Genomic DNA, 14,927 nt, shown 5'->3' with positions numbered 1-14,927 from the left:
AAATGTAAATCATTATTTTAATTCACCAAATTTTATTTGGAAATAATTTTAAATAATTAGATTTTCGGAATTAAATATTGAAATTATACTTTTAAAGAGCTAATCTTAAACATTAAGAAATGAAGAAAATTAATTGTTTTTAATGCCTTAATGTTAAATTTTAGGTTTCGTGGAGACACAAACCAAGACATCTTCCTGTTAACCAGGATATTGTAAAATTAAGACACACTAAGTCTTCATCCTTCTTAATGCCTTAATGTTAAACTTTAAAAAATATTTAAACTTAAATTTTAAGGGTTGTGCAGACAAGAACCAAGGCATCTCGCTATTTTTAAACATTTAAGAAAATTTAAGGCTAAGCATTTTGCGACCTAAGTTTCTTGCACTGTTTTTGGTTATCTGAATCCGCCACGGCGGACAGGCTCCGAGTGAAGTGTAAATACTTTTTTCTAAACCTCGTAGCTTTTAAAAACCTACGAGGTTTGATGAGAAAAAAGATTGAAACGAAAAGCGGGACTATCGTAACCGATGCCCCGCTGTATTTGCTTTACAAATCCCCTAAATCCCCTAAAGGGGACTATGTTGATCATTCCCCCTTTGGGGGTTAGGGGGATTTTTATCTAGTATAATTTGGTGCTTCTTTAGTTATTGTAATATCGTGAGGATGACTTTCTCTCATACCAGCTGCAGTAATTTGTACAAATTGTGCTTCTTGTAATTTTTCGATAGTTGCTGCACCGCAGTACCCCATACTTGCACGTAAACCACCGATATATTGATACATTACCTCTGCCAAAGTACCTTTAAATGGTACACGACCAACAATCCCTTCGGGAACTAATTTTTTAATATCATCTTCTACATCTTGAAAATAACGGTCTTTAGAACCTTGCTCCATCGCTTCTATAGAACCCATACCTCGGTAAGATTTAAACTTACGACCTTCGTAAATAATCGTTTCGCCTGGGCTTTCTTCTACGCCTGCAAATAACGAACCCGCCATAACTGTGCTTGCACCAGAAGCAATTGCTTTCGCAATATCACCCGTATGTTTAATTCCACCATCGGCGATCACTGGAACGCCTGTACCTTTTAATGCTTTAGCACATTCGAAAACAGCATATAATTGAGGAACACCAACACCAGCAATAATTCTTGTAGTGCAAATAGAACCTGGTCCAATACCAACTTTAACGGCATCAGCACCAGCATCGGCTAAAAATTTAGCAGCAGCACCAGTGGCAATATTACCAACAATTACCTGCAAATCAGGATATTTTGCTTTAACTTCTTTTAATTTATCAACCACTCCTTTTGAGTGACCGTGAGCGGTATCAATGGTAATTACATCAACACCTGCATTTACTAAAGCATCAACTCTTTGTAAAGTGTCTGCAGTTACACCAACTGCTGCACCAACGCGTAGTCTCCCTCTTTCATCTTTACATGCAATTGGATAATTTTTTACTTTCGAAATATCTTTAAAAGTAATTAAGCCACTTAAATAACCATCTGCATTAACTACTGGAAGTTTTTCGATTTTATAATTCTGTAAAATTTCTTCTGCTTGAATCAAATTTGTACCTTCTGGAGCAGTAATTAAGTTCTCCTTGGTCATTACCTCGGCAATTGGTCTTGCCATATTTTTTTGAAAACGTAAATCGCGGTTGGTAATGATCCCTACCAATTTATTATCGGCACTTACCACCGGAATACCGCCAATTCTGTGCTCCTTCATAATTTTAAAAGCATCGGCTACAACTGCAGTTTCTAATAAAGTAACAGGATCTTGGATCATGCCGCTTTCAGAACGTTTAACTTTACGTACTTCTTCTGCTTGTCTTTCGATCGTCATATTCTTGTGCAACATACCGATACCACCGTTTTGAGCAATGGCAATTGCCAATTCTGCTTCGGTTACGGTATCCATTGCTGCAGAAATTAAAGGAACGTTGAGCTTTATTTTTTTGGTTAAAAATGTAGTTGTATTCACATCACGAGGCAAAATCTCTGAATATGCAGGCACTAAAAGTACATCATCGTAGGTTAAACCAGTAGCAATAAATTTGTTGGGATCGAGTTGCATAGCAAATAAATTAGGAGTTCTTATTTGCAGGGCAAAGATACAAAATATTAAACAATATAAAAATATCATTAAGTCTTGTTCTAGATAAAAAGAATTCAGCACCTTTAATGATTAAACCAAATTTATGAAAAAGTTCCTATTGATAGCCCTATTTTGTGTGATTAGCACCATTGTTTTTGCCCAAAACTTTAAATACGCATTTGTAACCGATACGCATGTTGGAACCGCTACGGGAGAAGAAGATCTGAGAAGAACCGTTTCTGACATAAATACTCAAAAAGATATTGATTTTGTATTGATTACGGGTGATATTACTGAAATGGGAACTAATGACGAACTAAAATTGGCCAAAAAAATTCTTTCTGGATTAAATAAAAAATACTACATCATTCCGGGTAACCACGACACAGGCTGGTCTGAATCTGGCGGCGTAAGTTTTATTAAAGAATTTGGCAATGACAAATTCACCTTCGATTATAATGGCTACCGCTTTATTGCCTGTGCATCCGGCCCCTATGTTCGCATGTCTGATGGGCATATTCCACGTGATGCAACCGTTTGGTTAGATAATATCTTAAAAAAAACACCAGCAGATATGCCTATTGTTTTCATTAACCACTACCCTATCGACAATAGTTTAGACAATTGGTATGAGGCAATAGATAGGTTAAAAAAGAAAAATATTCAGTATGCAATTTGCGGTCATGGGCATCAAAATAAAGCCTACAATTTTGAAGGGATAGAAAGTACTATGGGCAGATCTAATTTACGTGCTAAAGACAGCATTGGTGGTTATAACATTGTAAATATGACCAAAGACACAGCCTATTTCGCTACTAAACGTCCTACACAAGATTTACTGCCTAGTTGGAGAAAAATACCGTTGAAGACTTTTGTCAATCAAACAATAAAATCTTATGAAAGACCAGATTACAGCGTTAATCAAAAATATAATAATGTTAAAGAAGTTTGGACCTATCATTCTAATGCCAATGTGGTGAATACCCCAGTCTACAACGCTAATTATGTGTTCTTTGGTAACAGCATTGGATTGATTGAAGCATTAAATATAAAAACAGGAAACAAGATATGGAGTTACCAAACTGGCGGGGCAATTTATTCATCACCCTTGGTAAGTGGTAATTTACTTATTTTCGGTTCTGGAGATGGTCATATTTATGCTTTGAACGTTGCTAACGGCAAAGTTAAGTGGAAAATAAAAACTGATAACGCAGTTTTAGGTTCGCCAATATTAAAAGATGGAGTGGTTTACATTGGAGGTAGCGACAACTGCTTTAGAGCATTGGAAGCTAATACAGGTAAACAATTGTGGAAATTTAATGAGGTAGAAGGAACAATTGTAGGCAAACCACTTATTTATGAAAATAAAGTAATTTTTGGATCTTGGGGCAGGCATTTATACGCTTTGGATGTTAAATCAGGTCAATTGGTATGGAATTGGAATAATGGTAGTCCAAACAGAATGTTCTCCCCGGCTATGGCTACACCTGTTGCAACCAAAGGAATTGTATTTATAGCAACTCCAGACAGATTTTTAACTGCTATTGATAGTAAAGTTGGAACAACATTATGGCGCAATAAGGAAGCTACTGTTAGAGAATCTATCGGATTATCTACTGATAGTAGCTTTGTATATGGCAAAACTATGCAAGATGAAATTGTAGCTTACGAAACACAAAAAACCGACCCTGGAATTGCTTGGAGGCATAAAGCAGGTTATGGTTATGAACATACACCATCCGACTTGATAGAAAAAGACGGCAAAGTTTATTTTGGAACTAAGAACGGAGTAGTATATGCCATCGATCCAAAAACTAAGCAGAATTTGTGGTTACACAAGATAGATAACTCAATGATTAACACCATGCGTATGATTAATAAAAATATTTTGGCAAGCACAATGGATGGCAAAGTTACGCTCTTGCAAGCTCAATAATTTACTCCTTTTCGCAATGCTGCCTCAATTGTTTTGGTCCTTGTGGCCAAATAAATGAGGTGGTTTGTTTTTTCCAGCCCATGCTTTTATAAAAAGTATCAGCACCTGGAGCTGCACTTAAATTTACAAAGTGATAATCTATCAATTGGTTGTTTAGGGTAGTTACTAAATATTTACCTAAACCCTGACCTTGGAAATCTGGATCTACTACAATATCTGCCAATTGCGCATAGTATCTACCATCGCCTACTACCCTGCCGAATGCAATAATTTTATCCTCATTAAATATAAAAATAGTGGTGGTGCTGTTTTTAAAAGCAGCAGCAATTTCTTCCGCTTTGCGGTGTTTCCATTCTATTTTATAAAAAAGAGAAATTACATAATCCCAATCAATGGCATCAAGATTGGGATTTAATTTATAGTTATAATTTGGGTTTTCTGTTGGGATGTTCATTTAATTTTTAGGATTTACGTTCAATAAACGAAGGCTAACCTTAAATGTTTAATAAATTTTAATACTATTTTTTACCAACTACAACTTTGGTCATTGCATTCCAATCTAAATATTCATTTGCAACTGCTTTTATCTCTTCGGGTGATATTGTTTTTACCGTTTGGATATAATCGCTGTAATAACTATAATCTAAGCCAGAAAAGTATAGATTTTTAAATTTATCAGCATGAGAAAAAGCATTTTCTAAACTACCTAAAAGTGAACCTAGCATATAATTTCTAACCAAATCAAGCTCCTCAGCCGAAACTAAATCAGATTTTAAAACATTGATTTCTTTTTCAATTTCTGTTAATGCACTAGCGCAAACAGCAGTTCCTACTTCGGTTGCAATAAAGAAATAACCCGCATGTTTTAACGAAGCTATGCCCGAGCCAATGCCGTAGGTATACCCTTTTTCTTCTCTAATGTTTGCCATTAGGCGAGAACCAAAATAACCGCCCAATAACGTATTTAAAATTTGAAGTTTGGCAAAATCTTGATGCTTTCTGTTGATGGTTAAATTACCCAATCTCAATGCAGATTGCACGGCATCATCTTTTTCGATGTAAATTTCACTTCCTTTTACAGCAGAAAAATGAAATTGATTAACGCTTGATGTTGCTGCATTTTCCCAAGATTGACCAAAAAATTGATTTAATAACTGAAATTCTTTCTCTTCAAACTTACCAGCCGCAACAATTATACAATTTTCGGGTTTGTAAGCTGCTTTAAAATAAGCTAAAAGATCTGCTCTATTTAAAGTATCGTAATCAGCTGCCGCGATATCAGACCCATAAGCTGTGTTACCAAAAATGGTGTTGGCAAATGTTTTACGTGCTAAAAAATCATTCTTTTGCAAATTTACCTGTAATTTTTGTTTCTGATTTTGAATAAAAATATCAAGCTCATGCTGAGGAAAAATACTTTCGTTAAAAATTGACCAAACAATTGGTAAAACTGATACCAAGTGTTTATTTAAACTATGTAAAGTAATGGTTGTATGATCGGCACCATATTCTGTTTGTAAAAAAGCCCCATAATAATCAACTTTTTCGGCAATTTCTTTATCTGTTAATGTTTTAGTGCCATTGTTAATTAAACTATTAACCGTAACTGCCTGTAAAGGTTTAGATTGATCGTAGTTTACGTTTTCGAAAATAAATTCGATCCGAACCAACTCTTGCTGACCAGCATTTACTGTAAAAACCTTAATCCCATTAGCTAATTGTTGGGCTTTAGGTGCAATAAAATTGATTTCATTTACCTGTTTAAACTCAGGCGCTGTAGTACGATTAAGCATTTGCTAAATAATATAAGGTAGAAGATTTTTCTTTTTGTAAGGTAGTTTTTGCTGCTTCTTGAATTTGCAAAGCTGTTATCGAATGATATTTCTCAATCTCAGCATTCAATAAATCTGCATCACCCAATAGCTCGTAATATGCTAAATTCATGGCTTTGTCTAACAAATTCATTTCAGAAAACACCATTATCGATTCTGATTTATTGATCACTTTTGTTAATTCATCATCAGATACTAAAGTCGTCGTCATTTTTTCGAGTTCTGCCCAAATTGCCTTTTCGGCAACTTCCATTGTTACTCCAGCAATCAATTTACCTTCAACAATAAACAAGCCTTCATCTAAACTGCTTGAGATATAAGCATTAATATCGCTAAACAATTGCTGCTCTTTTAATAAGCTATTGTACAAACGAGATGACTGTCCCTGCGAGAATATATCCGTCATTAAATCATAAACCTGATAGGTTGGATCTAATCTTGCTGGCATTTTAAAAGTAATATAAATAGCGTTTAATGGCACATTTGCATTAACGGTTAATGTTTTTGCTTGAACTTGCTCAGGTTCTTTTGGCAAGTTTCTTTCATATTTATTACCTGCCGGGATAGGTTCAAACCATTTTTCGGCCATTGCTTTCACATCTTCAGTTTTCACATTTCCACCAACAACCAAAATTGCGTTTTGCGGATTGTAATGCTTCTTAAAAAATGCTTTAACATCTTCCATTTTAGCATTTTCTATTTGTGCCAAATCTTGCCCAATTGTTGGCCACCTGTATGGATGCTTTTCATAAGCCAATGGCCTTAGCTTCAACCAAACATCTCCATAAGGCTGGTTTAAGTACCGTTGTTTAAATTCTTCCATCACCACATTTCGCTGGGTATCTAAACTTTTCTCAGAAAAAGCCAAACTTAACATGCGGTCACTTTCTAACCAAAATGCAGTTTCTATGTTTTCTGCTGGCAAAGTGATGTAATAATTGGTGATATCATTACTTGTAAATGCATTATTTTCGCCACCAACACGTTGCAAAGGTTCATCGTAACTTGGTATATTTACAGAGCCTCCAAACATTAAATGCTCAAATAAATGCGCAAAACCGGTTTTTCCTTCCTCTTCATCTCTTGCGCCAACATCATACAAAATATTTAAAACCGCCATTGGCGTTGTTGGATCTTCATGAACCAAAACCTTTAAGCCATTAGCTAGCGTAAAACGATTAAAATCTACCATAGCCGACAAAGATAATTGAATTGTTGAATTGCGAAATGGTTAAATTGTTGGAGGATTGTTAAATTGTTGGATTGGTTGATTGTTGGAAAGTTGAAATGTTGGAATGTTAAAAGAGTTGGAAAGTTAAATATTTAAAATACGACCTAATCCCTAAACCCTACCCAAACTTTTACAAACCTTCAACCATTCTACCTTCTACCTTCAACCCTTTTTAATATCTTTGTACATGAATACTGCCGAACTACTCCAAAGGGCTTTAAATTTCGACTTTTTAACTAAAGAAGAAGGCGTTTTTTTATACCACAATGCCAAAACTGCTGAATTAGCTTATGTTGCTAACGAGTTGCGAAAAATTCAAGTACCGAGCGGTAAGGTAACTTGGCAAATTGATAGAAATGTAAATACCACCAACGTTTGTATTGCCAACTGTAAATTCTGTAATTTTTTCCGTCGCCCTGGCCACGATGAAAGTTACATTACTGATATAGAAACTTATAAAGTTAAAATAGAAGAAACTTTTCGCTTAGGCGGAGATCAACTTTTATTACAAGGTGGGCACCACCCAGATTTGGGTTTACAGTTTTACGCCAACTTGTTTAAAGAGTTGAAAGAATTATATCCTGATTTAAAACTCCATGCCTTAGGTCCACCAGAAATTGCTCACGTAGCCAAATTAGAAGGAATTTCGCATACCGAAGTTTTAAGAGAACTAAAAGCTAACGGAATGGATTCCCTTCCAGGCGCTGGTGCAGAAATTTTAAATGATAGGGTAAGGAGATTAATTTCTAAAGGTAAATGTGGCGGACAAGAATGGCTTGATGTAATGAGAGCTGCTCATCAGTTAGATATTACTACCTCTGCAACCATGATGTTTGGACATGTAGAAACCATTGAAGAACGTTTTGAACATTTAGTTTGGATACGCGAAGTACAAAGTGAAAAACCTGAGCATGTAAAAGGATTTTTAGCTTTTATTCCATGGCCTTTTCAAGATGACGGAACTTTATTGAAACGTTTACGTGGCATTAGCAACAATGTAAGTGGCGACGAATATGTGAGAATGTTGGCTTTAAGCCGTATCATGTTGCCAAACGTAATTAATATACAAGCAAGTTGGTTAACGGTTGGTAAAGCTGTAGCTCAAATGTGTTTACATGCTGGCGCTAACGATTTTGGCTCAATTATGATTGAAGAAAATGTGGTTTCTGCTGCTGGTGCACCACATCGTTTTACAGCAAATGGAATACAAACTGCTATTACAGAAGCTGGTTTTGAACCACAATTACGTGGCCAACAATATAATTACAGAGATTTACCTGCACAATTAGAGGAACAAGTAATTACATACTAAATTAACACCCTACCCATGCTAAAGAACATTCTTACTTTATTCATTTTATCAATCACCATTCTTTCTGCAAAAGCTCAAACTAGCTGGGTAAAACAAAAATTTGGAGATAAATTAATCCTTAATTTTCCCACTGAGGCTAAAAAAGTTGCAGAATCCACTTATTTAGCAAAAGATAGTACTGGAGCTGTTTATGGCGTTGTAATTATGGAGATTGATCAAAGTGCTTATAAAACTACTTTAAGCGCCGATACTTTAATGGTTAGACTTAAATTTATTGATGAAGTTGTAGGGAGTATCAAAGCTAAAATGCCTAAATACACCATTGGCAATCTTAAAATTGCGGAGATCAATAAAGTTAAAACTTACTCATTAAATGGTAAAAACGACGAAAATCAATCTACCGTACATTTAAATATATTTTTAATTGGTGATGTTTCTTATTCACTAACCTGTTTTTTACCCGCTGGCTTAGATCCTAAAAATAAAGATGCTTTTTTAAATGGTTTTTCGGTAAGCAAATAATACAGTTTTTGGTAACGATTTAACCTTCTTCTCAATTTAAAAACTGCAATGCTTTAAGTTATGCTCATTTTTTGATAAATTGAGCCCTGTAAATACTAAAGCCGTGTTAAATGCAATAATCGTTGACGACGAGGAATTCGCCCGTTCGTCTCTTTACTTCCTTTTACAACAAAATTGTGCTGATGTAAATATCATTGGTATCGCCAAATCTGTTAGCGAAGCTAGAGTGTTGCTAAATTTACACAATGTGGATTTGATTTTTTTAGATATTGCCATGCCTGGAGAAAATGGCTTCGAATTAATTCCTCAAGTTCAGCTCACCAATGCATCGGTTATTTTTACTACAGCTTATGACCAATATGCGTTAAAAGCTATTAAGGCTAATGCTTTAGATTACTTATTGAAACCAATTGATATTGAAGAACTTAAAGAAGCAGTGAATAAAGCTGTTAAATATATCAATTTAAACAAAGTTGAAAACAACCGTAACGAAAGCCTAAAAAACTTAGCGAATGATGTAAGTGGCGACAAAGTCATTAAAAAAATTACGCTTCCTAGTGCACAAGGTTTTAAATTAATCGACATTGATGATATTGTACACATCGAGGCCGACAGTAATTATTCTGTTTTTAATTTAACTAACCTCGAAAAGATTGTAGTTTCTAAGGTTTTAAAAGATTATGAAGAAATTTTGCCAGCAAATAAATTCGTTAGGATACACAAATCCAGCATTGTAAATCTAGAATATGTAAAACAATACAATTCTAAAAACGGTTTACAAGTGCTACTTACCAATGGAGAAAGCATCAATGTATCTAGAAGAAGAGCTAGCGATTTTTACGACAGTATAAAAGCATATACTAATATACAAGGTGAATAATAAGCTGTCATACATACAAGCTATTCTTTTCACACTGTTTTCACTTTGTGCCTTAAAAACTAACGCTCAAACTGCTTATTTACCTCATTACACTACAAAAAACGGACTTCCAAGCAACAATTGTTATTATACCACACAAGACAAAAAAGGATATATTTGGGTAGCTACAGATGCTGGTGTTAGTAGATTTGACGGCACAGTTTTCGAAAATTTTACTGTTGATGATGGTTTACCTGATAATCAAATACTGCAGCTACATGAAGATAGTAAAGGAAGAATGTGGTTTCTTTCTCTAAGCGGCCAACTTAGTTATTTTTATAATGGAAAAATTTACAACGAGCAAAATAATAAACAATTAAAAGGACTTAATTTTAATGCGGTTATTGTCTCTTTTTTTGAAGATAGCAAAGGAAGGATTTGGTTTGGCACAAACAAAAACATTTTAGGCTTATGGGATGGTAAAAGTTTAATTAAATATAGTTCTACCTTAAAAGAAAGCCAATATGCCAATGCCTATATACAAGAAGATAAACAGGGCAATATTTGGGCTTATAGTACGCAGGCAGTTTTTCTGTTCATAAAAAACAACTTTGTTCTCATACACGATAATAAATTAGCCCTCTCTTACAAAACCTTTTATACCAGAGCAGATAAATCTGTTTATTTCTTAAATAGTGAAGGATTAAACATTAGAAATGGCGCATTAAGTAATTTGGTTTTTAAGGTAAATCCAGAATTACTTAACAATAGACCTGGCTATATTTATGTAGATGAAAAAGGCTTATGGCTGGGAAATAATAGTGGAATTTATGTTGTTGACTTTAACGGAAAGACAACGCAACTGCTTAAAGATGTTGATGTAAGTCAGGTAATTAAGGATAAGAACAAAAACATTTGGTTTACTACAAACAACGGAATCTATAGATTACCAGAAGAAAATGAACGCGTTTTTATTTTTGGTAGAGGAAGTAAATTAGGTAACGAATCAATTAAAAGCATTAATAAAGATAGTTTTGGAAGATTATGGATGGGTTTAGGAAATAATAACATTCAAATTTTAGATCCAAAAAACAATAAACTAGAAAAAGTAAATATCCCTGACCAGAAAAAATATAACACCATAAAACAACTTCTAGTTGATGAAAAGTATAAGAAAATCTTTTTCGCATCTGATTATGGAGTTGGTTATGTTGATGAAAACTATCCAAAAAAGAAAGAAATTAACTACTTAAAAGAAGTAAACAATTCTGTTTTTGTGGTTAAAAACTTTAGCTTAAACACAGCAAATAGTTTAGCATTGGCTCTTTCATCTGGTGTGGTAATCATTAATGATAGGATCAACAAACTAGAATTTTCATCACTGCATTATCGAGAGAATAAAGATTATTTTCAAGATCGAGCTTACAGAGTTTATTATGATCATTTCCAAAACCTTTGGTTTGCAAACATTAATGGCATTAACGAATTTAAGAATGGTAATTTAAATCAATATTTTACCAAAAACCCTCTACTCACCAAAAGAGTTAATGATATTAAGCAACTAAAAGATAATTTATTTGCAATGGCAACAGATGGTTATGGTATTTTAATAATCAAAAACGGCAAGTTGATTAAACATCTCAATCTAAAAAGTGGCCTAAACAACAACATCATTACTAAACTTTTTGTTAAAGAAAATTATTTATGGGCAATTAGCAACAATGGTGTAAACAGAATAAATATTGCAAACGATACTTTTGTAATTAACTCATTTGATTATGCAAATGATTTATTATCTGATGATTTGAATGATTTATACATCACATCTAACATCGCGTATTTTGCTACAAACAGTGGGTTAGTTTATTTTAACTATAACAAACAGAATAAGCAAACCAAGGCACCAGCCACATTTATTTCTTCAGTTAGTGTAAATAGGGTGATGTTAGATTTAACACCAGCTAACTTTATTTTAAAACCAAGCGAAAGAAATATTACCATTAATTATAGCGCCATAGATTTTAAGAATAGAAAAATTAGCTATCGTTACCGTTTAAAAGATGACCAGAATTGGTCTGAAACAAAAAACAGGAGATTAGAACTTTCATCATTAGAACCTGGAACATATTGTTTTGAAGTTAGCGCTAAAAGTCAGGATAGTGAGTGGAGTAAACCAGCAAAAATTGATTTTAAAGTAGAGAAACATTTTTGGCAAACTACGCTTTTTCTCATCATTTTATTAGCAATAGGTGCATTTGTCATTTACATCATTACAGTTCGTATTACTAAAAGACAAAAAAATAAAGAGCAAGAACAATTATTATTAAAAAATAAAATTTTAATGCTCGAGCAGCAAGCGCTTCAGGCAATGATGAACCCCCATTTCGTATTTAACGTAATGAATTCAATACAGCATTACATCAATACCCAAAATACATCTTCGGCTAATAAGGTATTAACAGGTTTCGCAAAGCTGATTAGAAAAAACTTAGAGATTTGTACAAAAAGCTATATTAGTTTAGAAGAAGAAATAGCTTACTTAAATCTTTACCTCAGTTTAGAGAAAAATAGATTTGGAGATCGGTTTACGTATCACATATCTGTTGATCAGCAATTAGACAAAGAAGAAACACAAATCCCATCGATGCTTTTACAACCATATATAGAAAATGCGATATGGCACGGCATTATGCCCAAAGAAGAAGGTGGACAAGTGAAGTTAGATATTATCCAAAAAGATGACGAATATCTTTGGATAAAAATAATTGATGATGGTGTCGGCATAAAAAACTCATTATCAAACAAAAATACATCGCACCAAAGCAAAGGCATGAGTTTAACGCAAGAACGCATCAACCTACTAAATAAAATTGAAGCAAAACCCATACAGTTGTTTATAGAACAGAACGGCAAAAGCGGCACAACGGTTACAATTTTGGTTCCTTTAACCTAGATTTTACCGTTTACTCAATAATTACTACCACTTACTAATTATAATCTATTGCTTGTTCTATTAGCATTAAACTTGTTATAAGATATTAAACAAACACGAGTTGTTTGTTCAAAAAGCGTTCTTATAGGATTGACAAAAGATATTTTTTAACCTAACCTAAAACTATATCTCAATTCAGGTTTCATTTGTGTGTTAAAAGCGTCCCAATTATATTGAGACGCTTTTTTGCTTTAAGCTAATGGCGTAATTATTATAATTTCTAATAAATTAACCTAAGTAGCTGCATTTCAGCACCACAAAAAATCAAAAAAAACTTTCGTTAAAACTGTTTTTATTTTAATTTTGGCTCATCAAAAAACCATATACATGGTTTCATTCTATTAAAAGATTTTTGTAATTTAGACTAACGATTTAACTTTCCTACTATTAATTATTTGTTTTATGAAAGCGCCAAAAAAACCAACAGACAAAGACATCATCAATAAACCGATATCTAGCAGAGATGATGAAGATGAGGATGACGATTTATTATTAGATGATGAAGTTCTTGAAGTTGAAGAAGTAGAAGTTGATGAAGATTTTGATGTGCCTATTGATGATTTGGGTACTTTTGATGAATTTGATGACGATGATGACGACGACGATAGATTTTAATTACATATAAAAGAGTACATTTAAAAGCATCCTTAATTGGGTGCTTTTTACTTTAAGCTAGTTCCATTCGATGAAGATTATACCAGTTAACGATAACCAAACCAAAAAAGAATTTTTAGCAGTTGTAAACAAAATTTATAGCGGTGATAAAAACTATATTAGGCCATTAGATAGCGATATAGAAAAAGTTTTTAATGAAAAGGCTAATCCATTTTTTACGCATGGTAAATGTACCAGATGGATTTTGGTTGACGAAGACAATCAGACTATTGGACGTATTGCCTCATTTATTAATGATAAAAAAGCACATAATTATGATGTACCAACAGGTGGAGTTGGTTTTTTTGAGTGCATAAATAACAAAGAAGCTGCTTTTCTACTTTTTGACACGGCCAAAGAATGGTTATCGAAAAATGGCATGAAAGCAATGGAAGGGCCAATTAACTTTGGGGAAAATGATACCTTCTGGGGTTTATTAGTTGAAGGTTTTACACCACCTTCTTATGGTATGAATTATCACTTACCATATTATCACGATTTTTTTAATGCGTACGGCTTTACCACGGCGTATGAACAGCTCACTAACCATATTAACCTTACGATTCCGTTTCCGGCTCGTTTTACAAAAATTGCCAATTGGGTAGCTGCAAAGCCAGATTATAGTTTCGAACACTTTAAAAAGGCAAACGCAGAAAAGTACATTAATGATTTGATGGAAATATACAACGATGGTTGGCAAGACTTTGACAACTTTGTTCCTATTAAAAAAGAAACGCTTAGAGAGAGTTTTAAGCAGATGGAAGTAATTATGGATGAGCAGTTAATTTGGTTTGCTTACGCGAATGGAGAACCTGCATCATTTGTTGTAATCATTCCAGATGCTAACCAAATGATTAAAGGCTTAAATGGTAAGCTAGGCCTAATTGAGAAGCTAAAATTCGCCTACAAGCGATGGATTGGAGTTACAAGAATGCGAGCAATTGTGATGGGCACAAAAACATCTTTCCAAAAACTGGGCTTAGAATCTGCGTTAATTATTAAGTTAGGCGAATATGTATTGCCTAAAAATCAATATACAGAACTTGAGCTTTCGTGGGTTGGAGATTTTAATGATAAAATGCTCTCATTTCACCAAGCTACTGGTGCCACTTTTGGGAAGCGGCACCTTACTATGCGAAAGATCTTTTAGAAAAACCTCTAATCTCTTCATACAAATCAATTACTTTTTTCTGAAGTTTAACTATTTCATCATCTTGCGATGCAATTCGCTCTTTAAGCACATTAACTTCTGTAAAACTACCTGCATGTAAGTTTTCTGTATCTCTAGAAATGATTTGAAGCGTTGAAACATCAAATAATCTAGCAATTTGATCTAATCTTGAAATATTAATATCGGTTATACCAGTTTCTATTTTTGAAAAAGCCGGAATAGATATTTTTAATTTGCTTGCAACTTCTCCTTGGCTCCAACCATTTTTCTGACGAAGTTGTCTAATGTTTCTTCCTATAATATTCATTTGA

General features: G+C 33.8%; 12 protein-coding genes. 7 read left to right on the top strand and 5 right to left on the bottom strand.

From position 1 onward, the window contains the following. Positions 1 to 616: 616 nt before the first annotated feature. Positions 617 to 2,086 (bottom strand): IMP dehydrogenase, encoded by a 1,470-nt coding sequence (gene guaB, locus FA045_RS09620; RefSeq protein WP_136876850.1) that lies wholly within the window; start codon positions 2,084 to 2,086, stop codon positions 617 to 619. A gap of 124 nt (positions 2,087 to 2,210) precedes the next feature. Between guaB and FA045_RS09615 the strand changes: the two genes are divergently transcribed. Next, positions 2,211 to 4,043, top strand: a complete 1,833-nt coding sequence (locus tag FA045_RS09615) for an outer membrane protein assembly factor BamB family protein (protein ID WP_136876849.1) — start codon at positions 2,211 to 2,213, stop codon at positions 4,041 to 4,043. A gap of 1 nt (position 4,044) precedes the next feature. Here the strand turns inward: FA045_RS09615 and FA045_RS09610 are convergent, their stop codons facing one another. The 3 genes from FA045_RS09610 to FA045_RS09600 all read right to left on the bottom strand — a co-directional run bounded on the left by FA045_RS09610 (position 4,045) and on the right by FA045_RS09600 (position 7,067). Further along, on the bottom strand, positions 4,045 to 4,497 hold the full coding sequence (locus FA045_RS09610) for a GNAT family N-acetyltransferase (RefSeq protein ID WP_136876848.1): 453 nt from the start codon (positions 4,495 to 4,497) through the stop codon (positions 4,045 to 4,047). A 64-nt stretch (positions 4,498 to 4,561) separates the two neighbouring features. Further along, positions 4,562 to 5,836, bottom strand: coding sequence for a M16 family metallopeptidase (locus FA045_RS09605; protein ID WP_136876847.1), 1,275 nt, complete (start codon positions 5,834 to 5,836; stop codon positions 4,562 to 4,564). Beyond that, positions 5,829 to 7,067, bottom strand: coding sequence for a M16 family metallopeptidase (locus tag FA045_RS09600; protein WP_136876846.1), 1,239 nt, complete (start codon positions 7,065 to 7,067; stop codon positions 5,829 to 5,831). The genes FA045_RS09605 and FA045_RS09600 overlap by 8 nt, the downstream gene beginning before the upstream one ends. Before the next feature lie 226 nt (positions 7,068 to 7,293). Between FA045_RS09600 and FA045_RS09595 the strand changes: the two genes are divergently transcribed. From FA045_RS09595 to FA045_RS09570, 6 genes are all read left to right on the top strand, one after another. Continuing rightward, positions 7,294 to 8,418, top strand: coding sequence for a CofH family radical SAM protein (locus FA045_RS09595; protein ID WP_136876845.1), 1,125 nt, complete (start codon positions 7,294 to 7,296; stop codon positions 8,416 to 8,418). Positions 8,419 to 8,433: 15 nt separating this feature from the next. After that, on the top strand, positions 8,434 to 8,940 hold the full coding sequence (locus tag FA045_RS09590; RefSeq protein ID WP_136876844.1) for a hypothetical protein: 507 nt from the start codon (positions 8,434 to 8,436) through the stop codon (positions 8,938 to 8,940). A gap of 103 nt (positions 8,941 to 9,043) precedes the next feature. Beyond that, on the top strand, positions 9,044 to 9,820 hold the full coding sequence (locus FA045_RS09585) for a LytR/AlgR family response regulator transcription factor (protein ID WP_136876843.1): 777 nt from the start codon (positions 9,044 to 9,046) through the stop codon (positions 9,818 to 9,820). Next, positions 9,813 to 12,752, top strand: coding sequence for a sensor histidine kinase (locus FA045_RS09580; RefSeq protein WP_136876842.1), 2,940 nt, complete (start codon positions 9,813 to 9,815; stop codon positions 12,750 to 12,752). Before FA045_RS09585 ends, FA045_RS09580 begins: the two co-directional genes overlap by 8 nt. 441 nt (positions 12,753 to 13,193) lie before the next feature. Next, a complete protein-coding gene (locus FA045_RS09575) occupies positions 13,194 to 13,406 on the top strand; it encodes a hypothetical protein (RefSeq protein WP_136876841.1) in 213 nt (70 codons plus the stop codon). 70 nt (positions 13,407 to 13,476) lie between these two features. Beyond that, the gene (locus FA045_RS09570; protein WP_136876840.1) at positions 13,477 to 14,595 is read left to right on the top strand and encodes a GNAT family N-acetyltransferase; all 1,119 of its coding nucleotides are present in this window, start codon (positions 13,477 to 13,479) and stop codon (positions 14,593 to 14,595) included. Here the strand turns inward: FA045_RS09570 and FA045_RS09565 are convergent. Beyond that, entirely contained in the window at positions 14,576 to 14,923 is a 348-nt protein-coding gene (locus FA045_RS09565) for a helix-turn-helix domain-containing protein (RefSeq protein WP_136876945.1), read from the bottom strand. The genes FA045_RS09570 and FA045_RS09565 overlap by 20 nt on opposite strands. Positions 14,924 to 14,927 lie beyond the last annotated feature (4 nt).

It is taken from the genome of Pedobacter cryotolerans (genome assembly GCF_005116475.1).
GTDB lineage: Bacteria > Bacteroidota > Bacteroidia > Sphingobacteriales > Sphingobacteriaceae > Pedobacter > Pedobacter cryotolerans.
This window is presented reverse-complemented; position numbering and strand designations above follow the sequence as displayed.

What these genes read in the sequence shown, in the direction of transcription:
- guaB (WP_136876850.1), bottom strand. Translation starts at nt 2,086, where the DNA reads ATGCAACTCGATCCCAACAAATTTATTGCTACTGGTTTAACCTACGAT.
- FA045_RS09615 (WP_136876849.1), top strand. Translation starts at nt 2,211, where the DNA reads ATGAAAAAGTTCCTATTGATAGCCCTATTTTGTGTGATTAGCACCATT.
- FA045_RS09610 (WP_136876848.1), bottom strand. Translation starts at nt 4,497, where the DNA reads ATGAACATCCCAACAGAAAACCCAAATTATAACTATAAATTAAATCCC.
- FA045_RS09605 (WP_136876847.1), bottom strand. Translation starts at nt 5,836, where the DNA reads ATGCTTAATCGTACTACAGCGCCTGAGTTTAAACAGGTAAATGAAATC.
- FA045_RS09600 (WP_136876846.1), bottom strand. Translation starts at nt 7,067, where the DNA reads ATGGTAGATTTTAATCGTTTTACGCTAGCTAATGGCTTAAAGGTTTTG.
- FA045_RS09595 (WP_136876845.1), top strand. Translation starts at nt 7,294, where the DNA reads ATGAATACTGCCGAACTACTCCAAAGGGCTTTAAATTTCGACTTTTTA.
- FA045_RS09590 (WP_136876844.1), top strand. Translation starts at nt 8,434, where the DNA reads ATGCTAAAGAACATTCTTACTTTATTCATTTTATCAATCACCATTCTT.
- FA045_RS09575 (WP_136876841.1), top strand. Translation starts at nt 13,194, where the DNA reads ATGAAAGCGCCAAAAAAACCAACAGACAAAGACATCATCAATAAACCG.
- FA045_RS09570 (WP_136876840.1), top strand. Translation starts at nt 13,477, where the DNA reads ATGAAGATTATACCAGTTAACGATAACCAAACCAAAAAAGAATTTTTA.
- FA045_RS09565 (WP_136876945.1), bottom strand. Translation starts at nt 14,923, where the DNA reads ATGAATATTATAGGAAGAAACATTAGACAACTTCGTCAGAAAAATGGT.